The following is a 23,953-nucleotide window of genomic DNA, read 5'->3' as shown; positions in this document are numbered from 1 at the left end:
AGCGCGCGCTCAGCCACGGATTGAAATCCGTGAGTCCGGCGGCCTGGGACCGTATCTTGGGACCCGCCAACCACATGCTGCCAATCTCCATGCGGCAAGTCCGCTGGGGTGACAAGCTCCACAAGCTGGCCGAAATCCTGGTCAGCGCCGGCAGCCCCCGCGCGCTCTATCTAGGCTTAGCTACCCATTGGCAAGCGGGCGAGCTGACCACGCTGCTCACGCACGATGTCGCCGAGCCGCTGACTGCGCTAAGCGACGGCGCGGCCTGGGCGCGCTTCGCCGACCCGCGCAACGCCATGATGTACCTCGATCTGGTTAGCTACCTGCCAGGCGACAATCTGGTCAATTCCGACCGCGCCACGATGGGCGCCAGCTTAGAAGCGCGCCTGCCCTTCCTGGATCGGCAATTGTTCGAATTCGCCTGGAGCTTGCCAATGGCGCTGAAATTTCATGGTGGCCAGGGTAAATATTTGCTGCGCCGCCTGCTCAATCGCTATCTTCCCTCCGCGCTGACCGAGCGACCCAAAATGGGATTCGCAGCGCCGGTGGGGAGCTGGCTGCGTGGCCCACTGCGCCCATGGGCCGAAGAAATGCTCGACGAACGCCAGCTGGAGCTGGGCGGCTTCTTCCAGGGCGCCACGGTGCGCCGGATGTGGGCCGAACATCTGGCCGGCACGCGCAACTGGCAATACCATTTGTGGACCCTCTTGATGTTTCAGGCTTGGCATCGCGCCCTCTCCAGCGCGTGAAATTGGCGCTAGCGCGGGCACAAGCGTGTCGCCGCGCTGATCCCACGCGCGCGCTATCATGGCGCGCCGCATAGCGGGGCCGGGACATCGCACGTTCAGGGCGCGGAGGCCGTAGCCGCAGCGGTAATTATCTGATTGAGATGCTCGATATCGATGGGCTTGGCCAGCACCGCACGCACCAGATGGCTGTGGGGATTTTCGCTGTCCATCTCACCGGCCCAGCCGGTGAGCATGAAGATGCGCGTGGCCGGGCGCAATTGGCTTATCTCCCGTGCTACTTCCCAACCGCTCATCCCCGGCATCCCGACGTCGCAGATCACGGTGTCGCAATCGAGCCCCTGGCGCAGCTTGTGTAAGGCCGCCTCACCGCTGAAGGCGGTCTCCACCGTGTGCCCTTTGAGCTCCAGGGCCAAGCGGATGGATTCTAGGTTGTCGGGGTTGTCTTCGATCACCAGCACCTTGAGCGGCAGGTCGCGGCGCGCACGGCGCGCCGGCGCCACGCTGGCACTACTGGTACGGGCGCAGACAAAGCGCAGGGTAAATTCCGCGCCGCCCTGCGGACGGTTGGCCGCCGAAATCGAGCCACCGAAGCGCTCCATTACCTCGCGCGCCATCGATAACCCAAGCCCAGTTCCCTGTCGCCCTTTGGTGGTAAAGAAGGGCTCGAAGACCCGTCCGAGGAGCGCCTCGGGGATTCCGATCCCGTGATCGGCAACTGTCAGCACGACTCCCCCCTCCTCCACCCGCCCACCAATTTCGATACTACCGCCGGTAGGCATGGCGTCGCGCGCGTTGAGGAGCAGATTGGCCAGGACGTGGCGCAGCTCGGAACTAATCGCGCTGACCCTGGGCAGGCGGGCGGGAAGGCGGTTCTCGATCGCGATCCGGCGGCCGGCCAGAGTCGCCATCTCTTCCACCTCCGAATGGACCAGCTCGATAGCTTCACGTACCACGCGCGCTACCTCCACGGCTTCGGTTGGACGGGCGGGGTTTTGCCGCACAAAGTCATGCAACCGCTCGATGCGGGCGGCGGCATCGTTGACGAAACGATTGAGAGTGCGCAAATGGCTTTGATGGCGGGCGATCGCGGCGGCGTTACTTAAAAGCGACAGGCGTAGTTTCATCGCGTTGAGCGTGTTGTTGAGATCGTGGGCCAGCCCAGCCGCCAGTTCCCCCACTGCGCGCATTCGTTCGTGGCGAAAGAGTTCGTGTTGAATGCGACGCAATTCCTCGCGGGTCGAAACCCATTCGCTAATCTCGAACGCGATTGCACCCAGCCGCGGCCCCGCCTGTCCGGGAACTAGAAACTTGCTGGTCAGCCAATGGCGAGTTTTGCCCGCCTCCAGGCTGGTTTCCACGGTTTGGAGAAAGCGGCGATGAGCGAACACCCAGCGATCGTTGGCGCTCCATTCTCGAGCGTTGGCGGGGAACAGTTGCCAGTCGCTCTTACCGTGCCAATCCTGCTGCCGAAGGCGCAGCGTTTTCTCCAACTCCGCGTTGACAAACAGATAAATCCCTCGTTGGTCCTTAAGCCAAACCCGGCCAGGCAGATGGTTGGCGAAGGCTTCAAATTGATGGCGCCACAGGGCCACCTCGTTTCTCTTGTCCTGCGCGCGCCGCGCGGCAAGCTGCGTGCCTTCCAAAACGCGACTATCCACGGCACGACACGCCTCGGCATAACCGCTCACCTGGCCATCGCCGGTGCGCAAGGTGTTGAGCTTGATCGCAACTGGAAAACCGCGCCCATCGTGGGCACGACGCATGGTCTGCGCACGAACACAACCCTGGACCTCCGCTGCCTTAAGAGTCTCGACAGCTAGCCCTAGCGCGTTATCCCGTGGCAAAAACAGACGAGAGTAGGGACGGCCCACGATTTTGTTGGGTGAGTAGCCATAGAGCATCTGGGCTTGCCCGTTCCAAGCTCGGATAACGCCTTCGCGGTCGATCAGTACGATCGAAATATCTTCGAGTACGCGCTCGGTAACTTCTTGCCAAAGCTCCTGTGAAGACCAGTCCTTTACCTCCTGATCGCGCCCAAATTGATTTCCTGCTCGCACTCGCCATTCCCCCCATCAAGTGACTTGCGGATGCCGCGGACAGAACGTCGCTGCGCGCAGCATAAGAGCGGAAAATAAAAAGCCAGTATAGTTAGAAACCAAAAGAAGTGAAGTTCAAGAGTCGAATTTATATCAGTGGCCGTGCCTGCGCCTGACACTTTGGGCGAAGGCGCAGAGCCCGGGAAAGCTTTCCTGTAATGTCCTCTGGCTGACCGGGGGGACTAAGGTGTGCGCACGCCCAATGCTTCAGCCGGTTTGCTCAAGTGCCGCCCCGCCCTGACCAAATGTGGCAACCCAAAAGCCCCTTGCATGCGAGTGTCCCGGCGCACGTTGAAAATGGCTTGAGGTAGCGGCGGTTTTTTGGTCCAGCGATGGACCTGCGAGGCGATGGACTCAAGGGGAATGAACTCAAGAGGAAGGAGCCGCCGATGAAGAGAAGAGCAAGTCGGGAAATAGGAGCGCGGCGCGCAAATTACTCGTGGTGCGCTAGGTACAGTTAGAGCAATGTGAGGTTCAGGGGAAAGGCAGCTCGCAAGGGTTCGAGCTGCCTTTCGGGGTTCGGGAGGGCACGGGATCCAAGCTCAGGCCGCGCGTCAGGCCTGAACCTTATGAAGGCGCATGGGGCGCGCGTTGGGAACAAGCTCGGTTTTATGCTGGCCCGGGCGTTCGGTGCGATAGCCCTTCACCTCGGGACCAGCCAAGCCTGCAACTTGAGCATTGGCCAAGCTGGCTAGCTTTTTCTGCTTCCAAGCGTGCAGGCCGCTGCGCATGTAGTCGGGATTGATGTCGAGCATATCGCAGACATTATCGAAGGAAAAAATCCAGTGCTTGTCCTGCAGATTGATCCATTCTTCGGCATCGCGAAACAGCTTTTGCCCTTTGTTGGTTGAGGCATTCAGATACTTCATGAAGCATTCAATGCCGTCCTCGAGCACGCTCAGGATTAAGCGCTTTTCACCCTCCAGCAGATGCTTGCGGCGCATCGCCTCGAAATATTGGATTGGCAGAAGGGTGTCAGGCTCGAATAGACCCGGCAACCGTTCATCCAAAGTTTCCTTTTCTTGCATCGCGACTTCCTTTTGTTCTCTCGCCACCCGCTTCGAATTCCCCGCCACCCGCTCTTCCTCCTTTGACGAATTGCTGCCCGGACCTATTCAATCAATCCGGCAACCATCCGAACGCTTTTATTTCCCCCGCTGCTCCAGGTAGAGTTCATTCCAGGCCATTTGGATCGACTCCAGCTTGGCTTCGCTGGAACCAGCGGGATCGTCTTCGAACTCATCGCTGTCGATCACCCATTGGCGCAAATCGGTAAAGCGCACATCCAGCGGATTGAGCCCGGGATGGTTTTCTGCCAGCACTTCGGCAATTTCCTCGGCTTGATCCCACTTAAGTCCCATAAGATTCTCCCATTGGCCCCTTTGATCGCGGCTTGTTCATACTTCGTCCACGCTATGCTTTTCCAACGCCAGTTTGATTGCCTGATCCATGATGCGCTGAGCAAAGGGGGCACTGACGATGTTGAGCTGGTCGACCAGGTTGGCGATTAGCTCCTTGTCGGTGCCTTTTCGCGCGTTGCGCAAACTGGCTGCAATTACATCAATAAAGCTCTTTTCTTCCTCATCCAGCAATTCAGGAAATTGCTTCAGCTGCTTGTCCAGCGCACTTAGGATTTCGTCCGCGGCGTTGCGTGCCTGCACCAGCATACGTTGATTGAGATCCTCCTCACCCTGGTCCAGCGCTTCCTCCAGCAGCCGTTCGATCTCATCGTCGGTCAATCCATAACTGGGTTTGACGTCCACCGAATGCTCGCGACCGGTGCGCTGGTCGCGAGCCGTTACGTTCAAGATTCCGTTGGCGTCGATCAAAAATGTGACTTCGATGCGAGCCACACCCGCCGGCGCCATCTGCAAAGGGCCCAGTTTGAAGCGGGCCAGGCTGCGGCAGTCGCGGGCAAACTCCCGCTCACCCTGTAGCACATGGATATCCACGTGGGTCTGGTTGTCGACCGCGGTGGTGAATTGCTCGGTAACGCTGGTGGGCAGGGTGGTATTGCGATGGATCAGCCGTTCCATTACACCACCCATGGTCTCGATTCCCAACGACAGGGGCACCACGTCTAGTAGCAACAGGTCGCTCTGCGACCCCCCCGCCAGCACCCCGGCTTGCACCGCCGCGCCCAAAGCCACGACCTCATCGGGATCCAGCTCACAAAGCGGCTCCCGGCCGAAAAACTCCGCCACCTGTTGACGTACCAGCGGCATTCTGGTTGACCCCCCCACCAACACCACGGCAGCAATCTCCTTGGTGCCAAGTCCGGCGTCCTTGAGCGCTCGCCCGCAGGACGCCAAGGTTCGTGCCACCAACGGCCGAGCCATTTGCTCTAGCTCCGCCCGGCTCAGCGTGCGGCTCACATGGCGTCCTGGCAATGCCAGTTCAAGCTCTACCTGCGTCTCCTGGCTAAGCCGCTTCTTGGCCTCCTCGGCCGCTTTTCGCGCACTGTTCCAGACTCGATGTTCCAGCCGCACCGCCTCGGGCAGCCCCTGCAACATCCACTCAAGGATCACCCGGTCGATATCGTCGCCGCCCAGATGGGTGTCGCCGTTGGTCGCCAGAACCTCGAAAATGCCCTCCTTCAGATCCAGGATCGAGATGTCAAACGTGCCGCCGCCGAAGTCGTATACCGCAATCCTCCCTGAGGCTAAATGATGCAAGCCATATGCCAACGACGCCGCGGTTGGCTCGTTGACTAATCTAACCACCTCCAAGCCGGCCAGTCGACCCGCATCTTTGGTCGCTTGGCGCTGGCCATCATTGAAGTAGGCCGGTACCGTAATCACTACCTTCTCTACCGCTTCGCCTACGGCGGCCTCGGCGCGCATCTTAAGGGCCTTGAGAATCTCTGCTGAAATCTGAGGCGGTGTGTAAACGCGCCGCCCAATCTGGAAGCGCACAACGGGGCCGGAGAAGTCCGTGAAGGTATAGCGGTGGCGGTCCTCCAATGCAACCTCGTCGCCGCCCAGCCCCATATAGCGCTTGATCGATCGGATGACCGCGCCCCCGCCACCCTCGCTACCTTCACTGGCCGGAACTATCGCACCCCTGTGCTCGGGGTTGAGGCTAGGTTCCAATTCGGCTGCCGCTTCCCCGACCACCACCCGGCCGTCGGCGTAAAGAGCGACTACCGAGGGCAGCAGAGCAGCGCCAGTTTTGGGGTCGCAAATCACCCGCGGCCGTTCTCCCTCCATACGAGCAATCAGGCTGTTGGTAGTGCCAAGGTCGATACCGAAAATCGATGCCATAATAAAGACCGTCAGTTCTACGCGGCGGCGCCGCGAGCATGGTTAGACTTCTTCGCCCAAAGCGCGCTCGACGTCGCGCAGGACGCTGCGTAAATAAGCGATTCGCGACAAGACCGTCTTGAGCTCGGTCATCAGCGGCGCGGCTGGTTTACTCAACCCTTCGTCTTTGCCCCAGCGTGCGAAATTGCGCTCAAGCGCGGCTAACTCCTGGGCCAGGGCCCCATTGATCTCCTCCCGGCGCTCTTGCACAACGCGACTCCAATGCGCAGACGCCTCGCCGCTGGCCGCGCGCAGCTCGCCCAACTCCTCCTGGATCGCGAAAATAAGCTCGACCAACTCCGGCGGCACCTGCTTGTTGTCCACGGCTAGCTTCTCACCGTGCAGCTGGAGCCAGTACAAGCCGCGGCTGACGGGATCGCGCAGGGTGCGGACGGCGCGGGTCAGGAGCGCGGTGGCGCGCAGGCTGGCCGCACGCATGGCGGCCGGCTGGTTGGCAAAACGATCGGGATGGAGCCGGCGGCTGAAATCATGGTAGGCACGCTGGAGTGCGGCTTCATCAACCAGCGGGTCCCGCGGCAGCTCCAAAGCGGTGAAATAATCCAGCTCAACTCCCAGCGGCGCGCCGCATTGAGCACACAACAGGCGCGGCTGCTGCAGCCGCGCGCAGGCTGGACATTGGGCCTGGGCCATGGTCGGTAAGCAGCCTGGCGCCCCTCATACCGTGAACGATTCGCCGCAGCCGCAGCTGCGTTTGACGTTGGGATTAACCAAGCGAAACCCCGAGGCCATCAGTTCCTCGGCGTAGTCCAGTTCGGAGCCGTTCAAGTACAGAAAGCTCTTTTTGTCAACAATCAGCTGTGCCCCATCGCGCTCGAAAACTTTGTCGCGTTCATGGGCCTGGTCAAGTTCCATCCGATATTGCAGGCCCGAGCAGCCGCCCCCCACTACCTTGACCCGCAGTCCGGCCCCTGGACGCTCCTCCACGAGCGAACGAATTTTGCTGGCGGCTCGCTCCGAGAGTGAAATCATCGCGCCTAACCGCGCCCGCTTTCGCCCTGCGCCGAGGGTTCGGCGCTCGCGCCGCCGCCCTTTTTGCGCCAGTCTTCGATTGCCGCCTTGATCGCGTCTTCGGCTAGCACCGAGCAATGGACCTTGACCGGCGGCAGGTTGAGCTCCTGCACGATGCTGCTGTTCTTGATCGCCATGGCTTCCTCGACCCGCTTGCCTTTGACCAGCTCGGTTACGTAACTGGAGCTGGCGATCGCGCTGCCGCAACCGAAAGTCTTGAAGCGAGCGTCCTCGATCACGCCATCATCGTTAATTTTAAGCTGCAGCTTCATAACGTCGCCGCATTCGGGCGCACCCACGATTCCCGTCCCCACCCCAGGCTCGTCCTTGGTGAAGCTGCCAACGTTACGAGGATTGTTGTAATGGTCCAATACCTTGCCCGAATAGGCCATGAGCTTTCATCTCCCGCGGCCCGCGCCGCAGTTGCAAATGTGAGAGCGCCGCGACGGCGGCGCCCCGGCGGTTATTCCCGCTTCCATTCCACCGACTTCAGATCGATACCCTCTTTGGCCATCTCGTACAGCGGCGACATGTCGCGCAGTCGCTTGACTTCGCGCACCACGCTGGCGGCGACGTAATCAACCTCTTCCTCGGTATTGAACCGCCCCAGCCCAAAGCGAATCGAGCTATGGGCCAATTCCTCGTCGGTTCCCAACGCCCGAATCACATAGGACGGCTCCAGGGTCGCCGAAGTGCAGGCCGAGCCCGAGCTAACCGCCACGTCCTTGATGCCCATCAAGAGCGATTCTCCCTCGACGTAGGCAAAGCTCAGGTTGAGATTGCCGGGCAAGCGCTGAGTAGGATGGCCATTTAAATAGACTTCGTCGAGGCGCTCGAAGATCCCGGCCTGTAGCTTGGCTCGCAAATCGCGCATCCGCTCCGCTTCGCTCGCCATCTCTGCCGCCGCCAGCTCGCACGCCTTGCCCATCCCCACAATCCCAGGCACGTTGAGCGTCCCCGAGCGCATTCCGCGTTCGTGTCCGCCGCCGTCGATTTGCGGAGTGAGCCGCACCCGCGGCCCGCGCGCGCGCACGTACAGCACGCCCACTCCCTTGGGACCGTAGATCTTGTGACCGCTGGCCGAGAGCAGATCGATCCCCATTGCTTCAACGTCTACCGGCACCTTGCCTACGCCCTGAGTAGCATCGCAATGGAACAACACCCCGCGCTCTTTGGCGATTTTGCCGATTTCTGCCACCGGATGGATGGTCCCGATCTCGTTATTGGCGAACATCAGGCTGATAAGTACGGTCTTGTCGGTAATAGCGCGGCGCACATCGTCCGGATCGACCATTCCGTATTTGTCCACCGGCAGATAGGTGACAGTGGCCCGGTTGGTCCGCTCCAGCGCCTTGCAGCTATCCAGGACCGCCTTATGCTCGGTCACGCAGGTGATAACGTGGTTGCCCTTATCCTTGTAAAACTCAACCACACCCTTGATCGCCAAGTTGTCGGACTCGGTGGCCCCGCTGGTGAAGATTATCTCTTTGGCCTTGGCGTTGAGCAGAGCGGCTATCTGATTGCGGGCCGTATCTACCGCTTCCTCACCAGCCCAGCCGAAGCTATGATTGCGGCTGGCGGCATTACCGAATTTCTCCGTAAAATAGGGCAGCATCGCTTCCAACACCCGGGGATCGACCGGGGTGGTGGCGTGATTGTCCATATAAACCGGCAGCTTTAGCATCGCTTCAGTACTCCTAAGCCGCTCTCCCACCGTCATCAGATGGGCGCGCATGGTCCGCCGCAACTAACCTCGAGTCCGGAATTAGTGGACCTAAAAGGTATAATATGGCCGCCCGGGCTATGTGTCAAATCTCGCCCGAGGCATTTTCAAGGGTTTTTTCGCGATCCGGAGCTGCTTCAGCGACTAAAACAGCGTGTAGATAAAAGGCGCGACGGCGGAGAACTGGGCCAGGATAACCAGCACCCCAATCAGCACCAGCACCACCACCAGCGGGGTCAGCCAGAATTTCTTGCGATCCCGCATAAACCCCCACAAGTCCCGTAACAGATCGAACATCAGAACGGTTTCTCCATGCTTTCTTTACTGCGCGCGCGACTGGCTACCCGGTAGCTCGCAGCCTGTGGCTCGAACCGCCGCGCCACGGCATCATGGCCCAAAGCGCGCCGCAGCAAACCCATCGGCGTGATCACGACAAAAAACAGCAGACTTAGAATAATCCGGCTATTGACCCAACCCAAGCCCAGCCCCAGCGCGGTCCACACCCGGTAGAAGGGGTACAATACCATCGGCCACAATAGCGCGGGCACCCACAGGGCCAACCCCGCAACCCACGGCCAGCGCGGTGCGGTCCATCGATGCAGCCAGGGTAGAAGGAGCCCGAACACCAGCGCTATCAGGGCTCCGGTGAGCAAGCCGAAGTTGCGCAATTCCTGTCGATCGGGCGCGCCGGAAGCCATCCTGTTAACTTGACCTAATCGAGCTCGAATTCCTGGCGCCAGGAATCATCGCGCTCCATCGCCGGCTGGTCCCCCTTGGCCAACAGGAAGTTCTCGATCACCAAGTAATCTATCTCGGTACGCATGAAGCAGCGGTAGGCCTGGGTCGGGGTGCATACGATGGGCTCGCCGCGCACGTTGAACGAAGTGTTGACCAGCACCGCGCATCCGGTCTGCGCTCGAAAGCGGCTGAGCAAGGCGTGGAAGCGGGGGTTGGTGCGGCGATCGATGGTCTGAACGCGGGCCGAATAATCGACATGGGTTACGGCCGGAATGGTAGAACGGGGCAGATTTAGCTTTTCGATCCCGAACAGGGCCTGCTGCTCGGCCGTCAGCGGCCGGCGCAGCGCCTCTTTGACCGGCGCCACCAGCAGCATATAAGGACTTGGGCGATCCAGCTCAAAGTAGTCGCTGACCGCTTCAACCAACACCGCGGGGGCAAAGGGACGAAAGGACTCGCGATACTTAATCTTGAGATTCATCACCGATTGCATCGTCGGACTGCGCGGATCACCGATAATCGAACGCGCCCCGAGCGAGCGCGGTCCGAACTCCATCCGCCCCTGCATCCAGCCCACCACCTGGCCGGCGGCTAGAATCGCCGCTACCCGCTCCAGCAACTCTTCGTCGTGCAGCCGCACATAGTGCGCGCCGACGGCGTCAAGCTCGGCCTCAATCTCGCTATCGCTGAAGCTGGGACCCAGGTAGGCACCCTGCATACGGTCGGGCAGAGAGATTTGACGCGGCTGCTCGCGATACTGATGCCACACCGTCAGGGCCGCCCCCAGGGCGCCGCCGGCATCGCCCGCCGCCGGCTGAATCCACAGGTCACGATAGGGCCCCTCGCGCAGGATGCGGCCGTTGGCTACGCAGTTTAGGGCCACGCCGCCGGCCATGCACAGATATTCCGTACCCAGCTCACGATGGACGGTGCGGGCCAGCCGCAGCATGATCTCTTCAGTGACCTGCTGGATCGAAGCCGCCAGGTCCATCTCGCGCTGAGTCAGCAGCGATTCGGGCGAACGCGGCGGCCCTCCGAAAAGTGCGTCGAAGGCACCGTTGGTCATGGTTAGACCGGTGGCGAAGTCGAAGTAGCTCATGTCCAGACGAAAGGTGCCGTCAGCTTTTAGATCGATCAGATGCTTCAGGATCAGGTCGGCATAGCGCGGCTGGCCGTAAGGCGCCAGCCCCATCACCTTGTATTCACCCGAGTTGACCTTGAAACCGATATAGTAGGTAAAGGCGGAGTAGAGCAGCCCCAGCGAATGGGGAAAATCCAGCTCCCATTGCGGCGTCAGGCGATTGCCCTCACCCAGCCACACCGAGGTCGTGGCCCATTCGCCCACCCCGTCCAGGCACAGCACGGCGGCGCGCTCGAAGGGACTGGGATAGAAGGCCGAGGCGGCGTGGGCCTGATGATGCTCGGTGAAACGCAGCGGGGGCACCGCGCCTTTGCCGCCTAACTTCGCCAGCTCTTTTTTGAGCAGCGACTTGAGGTAGAGCTTTTCCTTCAGCCACACCGGCATCGCGGTAGTGAATGACTTAAGTCCGCGCGGCGCATAGCCCAAATAGGTTTCTAGCAGCCGGTCGAACTTGACCAGCGGCTTGTCATAGAAAACCACGTCCGAAAGCTCGCCCAGGCGCAGCCCTGCTCTCTTAAGGCAGTACTCGATCGCTTGGGCGGGAAAGCGGGCGTCGAATTTTTTGCGCGTGAAGCGCTCTTCCTGGGCCGCCGCGACAATATCGCCGTCGATCACCAAGGCGGCCGCACTGTCGTGATAGTAGGCGGAAATGCCCAGGATAGCGGGGGATCTCATCTTAGCGTTCCAGTGCGATCTCAGCCTAAGCGCGAAAAGGATATGGGAAGCGATCCAGGTAGGCAACGGCCGCCGGCCGCGGCCCGGCGCCAGAGCCGGCGAGCCGTAGGTTTGCGGCGACCCGCCTATCCTGGTGTGAAACAGCGCTACGAATCGCCGGCTAAAGCCAATCCGGCACCCTGCCCCAACCCGGGCCAACGCCGACCGCCCCGTGTTAAAGCCAACCCAGAAAAATTGGCCTCGCAAACCGTGATCACGACTAGGTTGGTCGGGCGTTTAGCCCACCAACGCGTGACAGCCCAAACGCTGGCACTCCATGAAATATGGCCACCCAATAAATGGCAGGCGGGTGGTCGGGTAAAAAGCACTTTTTGATCCCTCCTGCGAAATAGCCCCTTACGGCACCGCCAATGTTCTTCGGTACTATCGGGCGCCATCGCACCGAACGTGTGCCGATGAGCCACCCGACGTACGGCTGCCGGATACAGCGATCGCGACGGCGAAGAGGAAGGCGAGTCTCAATGGTGGCACACTACACGGGGGTGGTATGAGGCTGCTGCAATTGCTGGGGCGAGCGGCGGGCAAACCGCCCAGCTATCTGCTGCGCCGCGCGCGCATCGAGTTGGGACGCATGGCGCGAGCGCGCCACCTACCGCGCCGACTGGGCGCATTGACGCCCATCGCGCTTGCCCGCGACATGGGGTCTGTCTCGCTGGCCAGTTGGTGGGAGGAATTGGAGGCGCGGGGATGGTTCCTGGCAACGGAAGATGCTGTGGCAATCCGGGAGCTGTATCGGGATCGCTATGCTGCCGAGGGGCAAATCCTACGCGCCGACGCCGAGCAGGTGATGCGGCATGAAGTCGATCTGCTGGGCTCGGGCCCGACCGCCCTAGGCCGGCTGATTGATTGGCATTGCGATTTCAAATCGGGCCGGCGCTGGCCGCTGCGACCTGCTCATCTCATCAAATATGGGGCACTGACGGAGAATAGTGATCTCAAGGTGCCCTGGGAACTGTCGCGAGGAGGCCATCTTTTGACCCTGGCGCGGGCCTGGGTGGTGTTCGGGGATAGGTGCTACCTAGAGGAATTTCAGGCCCAGCTCTGCTCCTGGCTACAAGCCAACCCAGTCGGCTGGGGGGTCAATTGGGGCTGCACCATGGACGTAGCCTTGCGCGCGCTGGCTTGGGCCTGGGCGCTCAAGCTGATGGGTGCCGGCGCGCTGGAGCCGGCGATGCGCGAGATGATCGTGCTGGCGCTCTATCAGCATGGATGGTGGATTGCCGCCAATCTGGAGGCCGACGATCGGCATAACAATCACTACGTCGCCGACGCCTTGGGCTTGGTGGTCTGCGGCGGCTTGTTCACGGCTTCGGCGCGCGGGCGCCAATGGCTGCGGATGGGGGCGCGGATGCTGGAGCAGGAGATCGACGCGCAGATTTTAAGCGACGGTGTCGATAGCGAAGGCTCCATCCCTTATCACGGGCTGGTCACGGAAATGTTCCTGCTCGGCGAATGGCTGCTGCAATGGGCCGGCCTGCCGGTCAGCACCCCCTATCTGGTGCGGCTGGGCGCGATGCTGGAGTTTGTCGAGAGCTACCTTGCTCCCAACGGACTGGCCCCCAATATTGGTGACCACGACAACGGCCGGGCATTGCCTTTGGGCCATCTCGACCCACGCGACCATCGCTATCTGCTGGCGACCGGCAGCGTCCGCCTTAATCGCCCGCGCTGGAAGGCGCGCGCGCAACGCTTTTGGGAAGACAGTCTGTGGATACTGGGGCCACAGGGGCTGGCCACCTTCGACGCGTTGCCCACGCTGCCCAGCCCTGAATGCTCGCGCGGCTTTGCCGCCAGCGGCTTCTATGTCCTACGCGCGCCACACGACCATTACTTGGTCGCCGACCTGGGGCCGGTGGGCTTTTTCGGTCGCGGCGGCCATGGTCACAACGATTGTCTGTCGTTCGAATGGCACGCCTTGGGCCATCCGCTGCTGACCGATTCGGGCACCTACGTCTATGGGGCCTCGCCCCACTGGCGCAATCGTTTCCGGGCCAGCGCGGCCCACAACACGATCGTGGTCGATGGCGAGGAAATCAACCGCTTTCGCGGCGCCTTAGCGATGTGGGATCTCCGCAACGACGCGCTGCCGCTTGGGGTGGAATTTAGCTCCGTGCCCGAGCTGGATTACCTAAGCGGCGGCCATCGCGGCTATCACCGTTTGGGGGGAATCGAGATCAGGCGCAGCTTCGAGTTCTCGCGCCGGGAGCCACACTTGCGCATCCGTGACGACATCGCGGGCCGCGGCACTCATCGGTTGGAGTTCTTCTTCCATGCTGCGCCGGGATCGCGGGCGGTTTTAGCTCAAGGCGCGGCACAATTGGAATGGCCCAGCGGGATACGGGTCACGATCACCCCGAGCTCCACCGCGGCGATCGGTTGGCGGCTGGAGCAAGGATGGTTCTCGCCCTCCTACGGAATCAAGTTGCCACGCCCGGTGTGGGTGGGCAACGCGAACGTGGAGTTGCCCTGCTGCGTAGTCTGGATGCTGACGGCGCGGATCGCCAATTCCTAATCAGGTCATGAGGTAGCCAAGCTTTGCTTCAAGTCGCGGTTTCAGGCGGACAAGTCGCGGTGGTGGAAACGCCCGCCCCGGCGCTCAGGGCCGGCGGCGTGCTGGTACGCACCAGCCATTCGCTGATCAGCGCAGGCACCGAAGCGGCAGGAATGGGCGGCGGCGGCAATCAGAACTTGCTGCTCAAGGCGCTGCGCAATCCGCAACTGATGCGCAAGGTGATGGACAGCGTGGCCGGGCGCGGACTGCGCGAAACCGTGGATCTGGTCCGCGCCCGCCTGCTCCAGCCCCGCCCCACCGGTTATTCCTGCGCGGGTATCGTAGTCGAAGCCGGCGCCGGCGCGGGCAGCTTGCGGGTGGGCGATCGGGTGGCCTGCGCGGGCGCAGGCTATGCCAATCATGCCGGCTATAACTTCGTGCCGCGCAACCTGGTGGCGCGGTTACCCGATTCCGTCTCCTTCGAAGAAGGAGCCTTCGCCACCCTGGGCGCAATCGCGCTGCATGGGGTACGTCGCTTCGCTCCCACTTTGGGAGAACGAGTCGTGGTGCTGGGGCTGGGGCTGTTGGGCCAACTGGTGGTCCAGTTGCTGCGCGCCACGGGGGCCGAGCCCATCGGCGTCGATCCGCGGTCGGAACGCCTGGAACGGGCGCGCGCGTTGGGGCTTTCCCATGCCATCGGCGCGCCACGTGAGTTGAGCGCCGGCGTGATGGATCTGACCGCTGGCGAGGGTGCCGACGGGGTAATCGTAACGGCCGCGGGTGGCGATGGAGAGTTACTCAACCGCTGCTTCGCGGTCTGCCGACGCAAGGGCCGAGTAGTGCTGGTAGGTGACGTACCGATCCGCATCCGGCGCGACCGGATGTACCACAAGGAGCTGGATTTTCTGCTCTCGACCTCCAGTGGCCCCGGCCGTTATGACCCGCGCTATGAGGAACAGGGAGTGGACTATCCGCTGGCCTATGTGCGCTGGACCCAGGGGCGCAACCTGCACGCCGTATTGCGGCTAATCGAAATCGGCACGCTCCGGGTAAATCCTCTAATCGAGCGCCGCTTCCCCATCGAGCAAGCGGCCGAAGCCTACGAAACCTTGGCCGCGCCGCAGCCCCCAATCGGCGTGATGCTCGACTACCACTGCGAAGCCGCTCCGCAAGCTCCGCCGACGCGCAGCTATCTCAGGGCTCATCGGGCTAGGCCCGCACGCGCGGGACAGTATGCAGTCGGAGTTATCGGCTATGGCAATTATTTTCGCGCGACACTGCAGCCCTTGCTGCGTGCCCATCGCGGCTTTGCGCTGACCGCGGTCTGCACTCGCAGCGGACTAGGCGTGCGCGCAGCGGTGGAGAAAGCTGGGTTCGCCCGCGGAACCACCGACTATCACGAGCTTTTGGCCGACCCTCGGATCGATGTTATCTACATCGCAACTCGCCACGATAGCCACTTTGCCATTGCCCGCGATGCGATCGTCGCGGGCAAAGCCGTGTTCGTGGAAAAGCCGATGTGTCTGACCGCCGCCGAAGGTCTCCAGTTGATGGATCTGGTGACCCAGCATCAGGCCTTGCTGACGGTGGGCTTCAATCGCCGCTTCTCGCCTCATGCCGTGGCACTCAAGCAGGCCCTAAGCACGCTGGCGGGCCCCAAGCAGATACTCTACCGGGTCAACGCCGGCTCGCTACCTCAGGGCCATTGGAGCCAGGACCCGATCGAAGGCGGCGGCCGGCTGCTGGGCGAGGGTGTTCATTTCTTCGACTTCATGCATCATTTGTGCGACGCGCGCCCGCTGCGCATTATCGCCGCTCCATTGCGCTCCACGCCATACGACGATGCCTGCATCAGCGTGGAGTTTGACGATGGCTCGTTAGGAACGCTGCTTTATAGCAGCCAAGGCGCAACGGCGATGGGCAAGGAACGAGTGGAAGTTTTTGCCGGAGGCTTTTCGATGATGCTGGAGGACTTTTGCCGATTGGAGGTCTTCCCCAAGGGGCGCGGACTGACGACTCGTCATAGCGAAAAGGGGCAGCGCGAACAACTGGAAAATTTCTATCAGGTTTTGAACGGCCAGGGCGCGTTGGGGGTTACAGTCGAAGATGGTTACTACGCGACCTGGTGCGCCGAGCAGGCGATAAAAACATAGCTCCAGGGCACGGCCGTGCGAGCTCTAACCGCTCGCCGATGTTTCGGCCGGGACTCGTGCAGGTGATCGATAGTGAGCCAACAATTAGCCGCACTCCCTGCTCCTCGCCTGCGGATTTTTATTTCTTGAACGGACGCGCGAAGCAGGCCACAACCTCCTTACTCCGGAGCCTTTGGGTTCAGTGCCGGTCCAGCGGTAGATTCTCCCAGGGGATGAAATCGACCTTGTCGATGGGCACCGATTGGTCGGACAGGAAGAGCACTGCGCGCATCCCGTCGGTGAAGTACGGATCGCCGGTTAGATTGCGGGCGGGATGGGCTGGCCTGGAGGCCCCAACTCCTTTGACTAAAGCCAGCGCCCGCACGGCTTCACCAGCTATCAGATCCTCCACCAGATAGTCGCGTGACTCATCCACATCGGGATCGATCTTATGCGTAGTCAGAAAAGGCGAAGCCAGAGTGAAGCGAACGCCGATGTCGCGGCTGACCTGGCCGACCCAGACGTCGCGCCCCTGGTAGGTGTACGGACTCAGCCACAGGCGCATGTGGTTGCGTTGGTGGATCGTACCGCGGGCTTTCTGCACCGCGATATCCTGCTGGCGCCCGAAAAGATACAGCGGGCTGACCGGAGAATAGCGGTAACGCGCGCCCGACAGGAAGGAGGAAATTGTCCGCCCTACCGAGGCGGTCGCCATCGTGTGAGTGGGATCCCAGTTCTGTTCGACCAAGGCCGAGAAAATGGTAGCTTGCGAGGCCACCAGCACGACATTCAGCGGATCCCCCGGCTGCCCCGTCCGGCCAGTCACGCAGCATTGCAAATGTTCCAGCCGTTTGCGCAATTCATCAAGTGTCAGGGCTTTACGCTGCACCGTGGGATAGAGGTCGTCGAATTCGATAGCTTCGTAATCGAAGCGGCCGTTGGGCAATTGCAAGAAGAAGCCAATGTTTATCGCTCCCCGGGTGTGCCACAACTCGATGTTGACGAACTTGGCCCCTTCGCTCAGGTTGGTGAACAGGAAGCCCGTGTTGGTGCGATGCGGTGGCACCAGGCGGGCGATCGCGTGGGCGCGGAAGAAGGAGTCCATTTCTTGGTTGGTATGTTTTGCGAAGGGAAGATGGCCTAGATAGGAGGTCTCCAGCGCCGAGAAATAATCAGGATCGGTCGCCCGTGGCATCAGCCATAGGGGGAAAGAATTATTATTTTCGATGCGCAGCCAGACCGCCTGGATGCCTTTGTTGGCCAAAGGACGACCAAAATAGTGCTCCTCTTCCTGATCATCTAGCACCGCTACCGAAACCCGCACGTTCGTTCGCTGAGCACTCACCGCATTGCGCGCGAAGGCGGCGGCATCACCCGTGGCGGGGCTGAAGCTAAAACAACCCGCCAGCACGACAGCGAGCAGGATTGGCGTCAACCGGCTTAACGTGATGCTGCCAGCAAAAAATCCCACCACAACCTCGTGGCCCCCACCACGGGCAAAATGCGCTTGGTAAGATTTGATTGCTCTCAACCCGCGCGTTCGCGCAATCGACGTGCGATTATCTCGAGCTGAATCTCGGTAGTTCCTTCGAAAATCGACAGCACCCGCGCGTCGCGCCAGTAGCGCTGCACGTCGAACTCCATCGCATAGCCGTACCCGCCATGAATCTGCATCGCTTCGCGCGTCACCCGCTCGGCCATTTCGGTGGCCGCCACCTTTGCCAAGCCGGCTTCGTAGTCGCATCGCCGCCCCCTATCCTTGTGCGCGGCGGCAAAATAGGTAAGCCGGCGTGCCGCTTCCAATTCGACCGCCATCCGCGCCAGCTTGTGTCCGATGGCCTGGAACTCGGCGATCGGCCGGCCGAATTGGCGCCGCGCTCCGCTATAGGCTAGTGCTGCCTCGAAAGCGGCCTGACCCACTCCCACCGCGCGTGCCGCGGTCTGTATCCGCGCCACCTCGTACGTCGCCATCAGTTGGTAAAAGCCTTCTCCCTCCCGCATCCCGATAAGATTAGCCGCAGGCACCCAGGCTCGCTCGAACGTCAACGCATAGCTGCGCATCCCGTGGTAGCCTACAGTCTCGATCGGCGTTCCGGTAAGCTGGGGCGGTGCAAACCCATCACCGGGTTCTTTTTCCAAGAGCATCAGTGACAGACCCCGATGTTTCTTATTCGGGTCGGGATCGGTGCGGGCCATTACCAGCAGCAGATGGGCGCGATTGGCGAAGGTACACCAATTCTTGGCGCCGTCCAGTTCGTAGCCGTCGCCCTGGCGGCGGGCCCGGGTTATGAACGATGCGCTGTCGGAACCTGCGTCGGGCTCGGTAAAGGCCGCCGCGCTGAGCAGCTCGCCGCGTGCCAACGGCCCCAACCATCGTGCCTTCTGCTCGGTGGTGCCCGCTGCCTGAAGTACGTCAGCGGTAATCAAATTGCGGGTGATGACCGAGCCAACCGCCAGCCAACCGCGTGAAAGCTCCTCGGTGACAATTGCCATCGCCTGATAATCCAGCCCTAACCCGCCCGCTTCTTCATCCACGGTCAAACCGAAATAGCCCAGCCTCGCCATCTTTTCGATCAGGCTTGGCGGGATCTCTTCCTGGCGGCGATCCAGAGCATTGGCAATCGGGCGCACTTCGCGCTCGACGAACGCGCGCACCGAATTGCGAATCTCCTCATGCTGTGCGGCGAGATCGGCCATGCCAAGATTTAGCCGCCGATAGCGTGCCGCACGCAAGAGGGTGCGTTGGATGGGTGGCGCGGGCGTAATATGCTTTGGCGGTTCACAGTGGGAGTTTAATGTTACATGGGTTCGATCGCCGCACTGCAGGACCAGCTCAGGAGTTCGATCGCGGGCGAAGTGCGTTTCACCGACGCCGACCGCGCCTTATATGCCACCGACGCCTCCAATTACCGGATGGTGCCGCTGGGCGTGGTGCTTCCACGCGACGAGGGCGACGTAATCAAGACCGTCACCCTCGCTCGTGACAACGATATCGCTTTGCTCCCACGCGGCGGCGGCACCGCGCTGGGCGGCCAGACCTGCAATCAGGCTTTGGTCATCGATTTCTCCAAGTATATGCACGCGATTCGCTCGATTGATTTCGACCGGCGCCTGGCAGTGGTCGAGCCGGGCGTGGTCCAGGCCCAACTCAACCGCGCGCTGGCAACCCACGGCCTGCAATTCGCCCCCGATCCGACGACCAAGAATCGGTGTTGTCTGGGCGGCATGATCGGCAACAACTCCTGCGGAACCCATTCGGTAGAGCACGGCAAAACGGTGGACAATCTGGCCGCGCTCGAAGTGGTGCTGTATGACGGCACCACGATGAAGCTGGGGCCGATGAACGAGCTACAACTGGAGGCGGCAATCGCTTCGGGCGGGCGGCAGGGAGAGCTGTATCGCGGCCTGCGCGAGTTGCGTCAGCGCCATCTGGAAGACATCCGCTCCGGCTTCCCGCAATTGCCACGCCGGGTATCGGGCTACAACCTGGATCAGTTGCTGCCTGAAAACAATTTCCATTTGGCCCGCGCGGTCGTGGGCTCCGAAGGCACTCTGGCGCTGACCCTGAACGCAACCGTGCAACTGGTTCCGCTGCCACGCTTTCGGGCGCTGGTGGTGATGGGCTTCTCTGACGTGTTCAATGCCGCCGATCAGGTGCCCTGGATTCTCAACCATAGGCCGCAAGCGCTGGAGGGTTTCGACAATCGCCTGGTGGAGTTCTGCCGGCTGACCGCTACTATCGATTTGGGGCAATTGTTACCACCCGGCGAAAGCTATCTGTTCGCCGAACTGGGCGGCGCCAGCGCCGACGAAGCGCGCGGACGCGCCGAGGCCTTAATCGCCGACGCCCGCCGCCAACCCGGCGCGGCGGCCTGCAAGCTGTTCACCGAGGAACGCGACCAACGCGCGGTGTGGGAGGTGCGCGAATCGGGCCTGGGTGCCAGCGCGGCGGTACCGGGACGGCCGCGCACTTGGCCGGGCGCGGAGGATGCCGCCGTGCCTCCTGCGCGGCTGGGCCAGTTCCTGCGCGATTTTCAAGCTTTGCTCCAGCGCCATAACCTGGAAGCCGCCACCTTCTATGGTCATTTTGGCGACGGCTGCGTCCATTGCCGAATCAATTTCGATTTTCAAAGTCAAGCTGGCCTGCGCACTTTCCGTGCCGCGATGGTCGAGTATGCCGACATGGTCGCGGCCCATGGCGGCTCGCTGTCGGGCGAGCACGGCGACGGGCGGGCGCGCGGCGAATTGCTGCCCAGGATGTATCGGCCCGAGTTAATCCGGGCCTTCGGCGAGTTCAAGGCGCTGTTCGACCCACGCGGTGGAATGAATCCGGGGATCATCGTCAATCCCGAGCCCCTCGACGCGCGCCTTCGGTTGCGGCCAGGCGCCCTGCCGGCGGTAAGCACCGACTTCGATTTCAGCGCCGATCAAGGGTTCGTAGGTGCGACCCTGAAGTGCGTGGGTATTGGTCAATGCCGTAAGCTGCAAGGGGGCGCCATGTGCCCCTCTTACATGGCCACGCGGGAGGAAACCCATTCCACCCGTGGCCGTGCCCATCTGCTTTACGAGGCGCTCAGCGGCGAGTTCTTCAAAGGGGCGCAAGCGGAACAAGCAGTGTTGGAAGCTCTCGATCTCTGCCTGGCGTGCAAAAGTTGTAAGCGCGAGTGTCCGGCCGGGGTCGATTTGGCAACCTATAAGTCGCAGTTTCTAGCCAACTACTATCGCAAGCATTGGCGCCCTTTGCCTGCCCATTTCTTCGCCCGCATCCATCAGGGAGCCGCCGTGGCGGCTCACGCACCGCGTCTGGTCAATTGGCTGATGAGTGCAAGTCCGCTGGCCCCGCTTATCAAGGGATTTCTCCATGTGGACGGGCGCCGCACCCTGCCCCGCTTCGCCGCACAGACCTTTCGCGCCTGGTTTGCCAAACATCAACCACCCGCGCAGGGACGGCCGGTGATGCTGTTTGTCGATACCTTCAGCAATTTCTTCGACCCCAAGCCGGCCATTGCCGCGGTCGCGGTGATGGAGCGCGCGGGCTTCCGCGTGCAGTTGCCCGCACGCGATTTCTGTTGCGGGCGCCCGCTTTTCGACCAAGGGATGTTGAGCATGGCGCGCCGCTGGCTTGAGCAGGCGATGGCGATCATGGCCCCGGCGCTTGGCGCCGACATCCCGATCGTTGGTTTGGAACCAGGCTGCCTGCTAACCTTCCGTGACGAGCTGCCAGGCCTGTTTCCCGACGAGCCGCGGGCCAAAAAGCTGGCCAAATCCAGCCTACTATTCGACGAGTTCCTGACCCGCCACGCACCCGGCCTACCGCTACCTGAAATTTCTGCCCAGGCCCTGCTGCACGGCCATTGCCATCAAAAGGCCCTGGCCCACATGGAGGGCGAGGTAGCGATCCTCAAGCGGATCCCCGGCTTACAACTGGAGGTGCTTGACGCCGGCTGCTGTGGAATGGCGGGAGCCTTTGGTTACGCCCAAGAGCATTACGAAGTCTCGCGCGCGATCGGCGAGCGGGTGCTGATGCCGGCGGTGCGGGCCAACGGTGAAGCGCTGATCATCAGCGACGGCTTCTCCTGCCGCTCTCAGATAGCCCAGCTCGCGCCCGGCCGGCGCGCGATGCATTTGGCTGAAGTGCTCAATTTGAACAGCCACCAACCTTCGACCTAATCCAAGGTAATCCAACCCCTTGTGCATGACGTTACAGACATTGTTATCGCACAAGCAGACGCAAGCCGGTGCAAGCGAGCGAAGCGAGGAGCTCTAGCTGCATCATGATGCGATGGACAGGACAGCGGCACCTTTGAGTTGGTCGTGCTTGAGCGCGGCCAGTGCTTGGTTGGCCTGCTCTAGTGGATAGGGCTCGGTAGTTGTACGGATTGGAATTTTCCCTGCAAGCTCGAGAAATTCCTCCCCATCGCGGCGCGTGTTGGCAGTTACGCTGCGCAGTTCTTTCTCGTAAAAGAGGTCACGCTCGTAATCCAGCGTGGGGATCGGACTCAGATAGATCCCGGCGACCGCCAAGATCCCACCCCGGTCCAGGGCTTCCAGCGCGGGCGCGACCAAGTCGCCCGCCGGTGCAAACAGGATGGCTGAATCCAAGGGAGCTGGCGGCCGTTCGGCCGCCGTGCCGACCCAGTCCGCACCCATCTCGCGCGCGTGCTCGCGATGGCGGCCGCCGCGCGTCATCACGTACACCCGGCAGCCCCAATAATGCGCCACCTGCAAGGCGATGTGAGCCGAGCTGCCAAAGCCGTACAGACCCACCGTGGTACCAGGTTTGACCACGGCCCGCTTGAGCGCTCGGTAGCCGATAATGCCCGCGCACAGCAGTGGGGCGCTGTCCTGTACTAGCAAATTCTCGGGCATCGAATAGGCGTAATCCTCACGCACGACGGCGTACTCGGCATAGCCGCCGTCATGGTCGTATCCGGTGAAGCGAGCATTAGGGCACAGATTTTCGTCGCCGCGCAGGCAGTATTTGCACATCCCGCAGGTCTCGCGCAGCCACGCCACGCCAACCCGTTGACCCGGGCGAAAACGCCGGGCCTGGGAGCCACATTGCGCCACCTCACCGACCACCTCGTGGCCGGGAACAATTCGCTCGCGATGGGGTGGCAAATCCCCTTCGCTGACGTGCAGATCGGTACGGCAAACTCCGCAAGCGAGCACCCGGACCACAATTTCGTTGGGGGCAGGCTGGGGCTTATCCAGCTCTACCAAACGCAGCGGCCGACTTTCGATCGGCCCGCGCGATTCGACGACCACGGCTTTCATGGATCCCAAGCTTAGCACTGCCGCCATGAGCGGTTAGTTAAAAACAGCCTCGCGCAACCCAAACGTCACATCGATCCTCAAGCCCCCTGTTTTGCAGACAAATGGGGTACGACTTCTCCGGCCAGAATTTCCATCTGCTCGGCATGGTCAAATACGGGGTTGAGCAAGAGATGAGTGGCGCCGGCCGCAATCAGCTTGAGCAGGGCTTCGGTGATTTGCGCTGGGGTGCCCCACAGCGCCACCCGTGCGGCCATCTCGGCGTTGTGATAGCGCTCGGCGAACCATTGGCGCAGCCGCGCTTCGGCCCGTGCGCGGTCGGCATCCACCGCCAAGTATACCCGTTTTGACATCGGAAAGCTGGCCGGGTCACGTCCCGCTCGCTCCAGTTCGGCGTACATTTGAGCGGCCTGCTGAACAAAGTCGGACGAAGACGAGGAGCCCGCGCCCATCCAGCCGTCGCCGTGACGCACGGCGCGTCGTATACCCATCGGATCGCGTGCCGCCAGCCAGATCGGTGGATGGGGTCGTTGGACCGGCTTGGGTTCCATCGGTACGTTCTCGAAATTCCAATACTGACCTGCCACCGACGCCCGCGGCTGAGTCCACAGCGCTTTGAGGACTTGGATGGTCTCCACGAAACGGCGGCCACGATGCTCGGTGGGAACGCCGAAGACTCGTTCGGGCAGATAAGCGCCGCCCACCCCTACTCCGGCGATTAGTCGTCCCTGCGACAACTGATCGAGCGTGGCCAATTCCTTGGCCAGTTGGACAGGGTTGCGGATAACAGTTAGCAATACGGCGCTGCCAAGACGCATCCGGCTGGTCAAAGCCGCGGCGTAAGTCAATAGCGCGACGGGCTCCAGAATCGCGCTGTCGCTGACGATCTGCTCCTGCACCCACAGGCTGTCGAAGCCCAGGGCTTCGGCCCGCGGCAGGAACCGGTTCAGATCAAGCACTGCCGCACTGGGCCCATCAAAGGTTTGCGGAATTGCGATACCGCAGGGGATTTGCCGGGCCATCGGTCATACTCCTCGCTTATA

The 23,953-nt window shown here is 61.7% G+C and carries 19 protein-coding genes; 4 read left to right on the top strand and 15 right to left on the bottom strand.

Going from position 1 to position 23,953, the window contains the following annotated elements; translation table 11 throughout:
- Positions 1 to 749: asparagine synthase C-terminal domain-containing protein (locus VKV28_14580; protein ID HLH78026.1), on the top strand; the 749-nt coding region annotated here is incomplete at its 5' end.
- A 95-nt stretch (positions 750 to 844) separates the two neighbouring features.
- Here VKV28_14580 and VKV28_14575 read toward each other — a convergent pair.
- The 11 genes from VKV28_14575 to VKV28_14525 form a co-directional block, all read right to left on the bottom strand.
- Positions 845 to 2,806: an ATP-binding protein gene (locus VKV28_14575; protein HLH78025.1), complete on the bottom strand. Its 1,962-nt coding sequence runs from the start codon at positions 2,804 to 2,806 to the stop codon at positions 845 to 847.
- 593 nt (positions 2,807 to 3,399) lie between these two features.
- Positions 3,400 to 3,873, bottom strand: coding sequence for a hypothetical protein (locus VKV28_14570; protein HLH78024.1), 474 nt, complete (start codon positions 3,871 to 3,873; stop codon positions 3,400 to 3,402).
- Positions 3,874 to 3,990: 117 nt separating this feature from the next.
- Entirely contained in the window at positions 3,991 to 4,206 is a 216-nt protein-coding gene (gene iscX, locus VKV28_14565; protein ID HLH78023.1) for a Fe-S cluster assembly protein IscX, read from the bottom strand.
- A 36-nt stretch (positions 4,207 to 4,242) separates the two neighbouring features.
- Complete coding sequence (dnaK, locus tag VKV28_14560; protein ID HLH78022.1) at positions 4,243 to 6,108, bottom strand: molecular chaperone DnaK; 1,866 nt, start codon at positions 6,106 to 6,108, stop codon at positions 4,243 to 4,245.
- Between the two features lie 42 nt (positions 6,109 to 6,150).
- Positions 6,151 to 6,798 carry a hypothetical protein gene (locus VKV28_14555; GenBank protein HLH78021.1) on the bottom strand — a complete coding sequence of 216 codons (648 nt, stop codon included), beginning with the start codon at positions 6,796 to 6,798 and terminating at the stop codon, positions 6,151 to 6,153.
- 24 nt (positions 6,799 to 6,822) lie between these two features.
- On the bottom strand, positions 6,823 to 7,137 hold the full coding sequence (locus VKV28_14550; protein HLH78020.1) for an iron-sulfur cluster assembly accessory protein: 315 nt from the start codon (positions 7,135 to 7,137) through the stop codon (positions 6,823 to 6,825).
- A gap of 5 nt (positions 7,138 to 7,142) precedes the next feature.
- Positions 7,143 to 7,568: a Fe-S cluster assembly scaffold IscU gene (gene iscU / locus VKV28_14545; protein ID HLH78019.1), complete on the bottom strand. Its 426-nt coding sequence runs from the start codon at positions 7,566 to 7,568 to the stop codon at positions 7,143 to 7,145.
- A gap of 71 nt (positions 7,569 to 7,639) precedes the next feature.
- A complete protein-coding gene (locus tag VKV28_14540) occupies positions 7,640 to 8,860 on the bottom strand; it encodes an IscS subfamily cysteine desulfurase (protein ID HLH78018.1) in 1,221 nt (406 codons plus the stop codon).
- Positions 8,861 to 9,043: 183 nt separating this feature from the next.
- Complete coding sequence (locus VKV28_14535) at positions 9,044 to 9,196, bottom strand: DUF5989 family protein (protein HLH78017.1); 153 nt, start codon at positions 9,194 to 9,196, stop codon at positions 9,044 to 9,046.
- A complete protein-coding gene (locus VKV28_14530) occupies positions 9,196 to 9,597 on the bottom strand; it encodes an SxtJ family membrane protein (protein ID HLH78016.1) in 402 nt (133 codons plus the stop codon). The genes VKV28_14535 and VKV28_14530 overlap by 1 nt, the downstream gene beginning before the upstream one ends.
- Positions 9,598 to 9,611: 14 nt before the next feature.
- Positions 9,612 to 11,453, bottom strand: coding sequence for a carbamoyltransferase (locus VKV28_14525; GenBank protein HLH78015.1), 1,842 nt, complete (start codon positions 11,451 to 11,453; stop codon positions 9,612 to 9,614).
- A gap of 547 nt (positions 11,454 to 12,000) precedes the next feature.
- Between VKV28_14525 and VKV28_14520 the strand changes: the two genes are divergently transcribed.
- Both VKV28_14520 and VKV28_14515 read left to right on the top strand, forming a co-directional pair.
- The gene (locus VKV28_14520; protein ID HLH78014.1) at positions 12,001 to 14,025 is read left to right on the top strand and encodes an alginate lyase family protein; all 2,025 of its coding nucleotides are present in this window, start codon (positions 12,001 to 12,003) and stop codon (positions 14,023 to 14,025) included.
- A 62-nt stretch (positions 14,026 to 14,087) separates the two neighbouring features.
- Positions 14,088 to 16,157: a bi-domain-containing oxidoreductase gene (locus tag VKV28_14515; protein HLH78013.1), complete on the top strand. Its 2,070-nt coding sequence runs from the start codon at positions 14,088 to 14,090 to the stop codon at positions 16,155 to 16,157.
- 178 nt (positions 16,158 to 16,335) lie between these two features.
- On the opposite strand, the gene VKV28_14510 is transcribed toward VKV28_14515, so the two are convergent.
- Positions 16,336 to 17,607 carry an LssY C-terminal domain-containing protein gene (locus VKV28_14510; protein ID HLH78012.1) on the bottom strand — a complete coding sequence of 424 codons (1,272 nt, stop codon included), beginning with the start codon at positions 17,605 to 17,607 and terminating at the stop codon, positions 16,336 to 16,338.
- A 56-nt stretch (positions 17,608 to 17,663) separates the two neighbouring features.
- Complete coding sequence (locus tag VKV28_14505) at positions 17,664 to 18,833, bottom strand: acyl-CoA dehydrogenase family protein (protein HLH78011.1); 1,170 nt, start codon at positions 18,831 to 18,833, stop codon at positions 17,664 to 17,666.
- 105 nt (positions 18,834 to 18,938) lie between these two features.
- Here VKV28_14505 and VKV28_14500 point away from each other — a divergent pair, with 105 nt between their 5' ends.
- Positions 18,939 to 21,806 (top strand): FAD-linked oxidase C-terminal domain-containing protein, encoded by a 2,868-nt coding sequence (locus VKV28_14500; GenBank protein HLH78010.1) that lies wholly within the window; start codon positions 18,939 to 18,941, stop codon positions 21,804 to 21,806.
- A 102-nt stretch (positions 21,807 to 21,908) separates the two neighbouring features.
- Here VKV28_14500 and VKV28_14495 read toward each other — a convergent pair whose 3' ends face one another.
- Together VKV28_14495 and VKV28_14490 are read right to left on the bottom strand one after the other, a co-directional pair.
- Positions 21,909 to 22,913 (bottom strand): zinc-dependent alcohol dehydrogenase family protein, encoded by a 1,005-nt coding sequence (locus VKV28_14495; GenBank protein HLH78009.1) that lies wholly within the window; start codon positions 22,911 to 22,913, stop codon positions 21,909 to 21,911.
- A gap of 77 nt (positions 22,914 to 22,990) precedes the next feature.
- A complete protein-coding gene (locus VKV28_14490; GenBank protein HLH78008.1) occupies positions 22,991 to 23,932 on the bottom strand; it encodes an LLM class flavin-dependent oxidoreductase in 942 nt (313 codons plus the stop codon).
- Positions 23,933 to 23,953 lie beyond the last annotated feature (21 nt).

The organism is Candidatus Binataceae bacterium (assembly GCA_035294265.1).
Taxonomy (GTDB): domain Bacteria; phylum Desulfobacterota; class Binatia; order Binatales; family Binataceae; genus DATGLK01.
The sequence above is the reverse complement of the archived record's forward strand: the minus strand, read 5'-3'. Positions and strand labels throughout refer to the sequence as shown.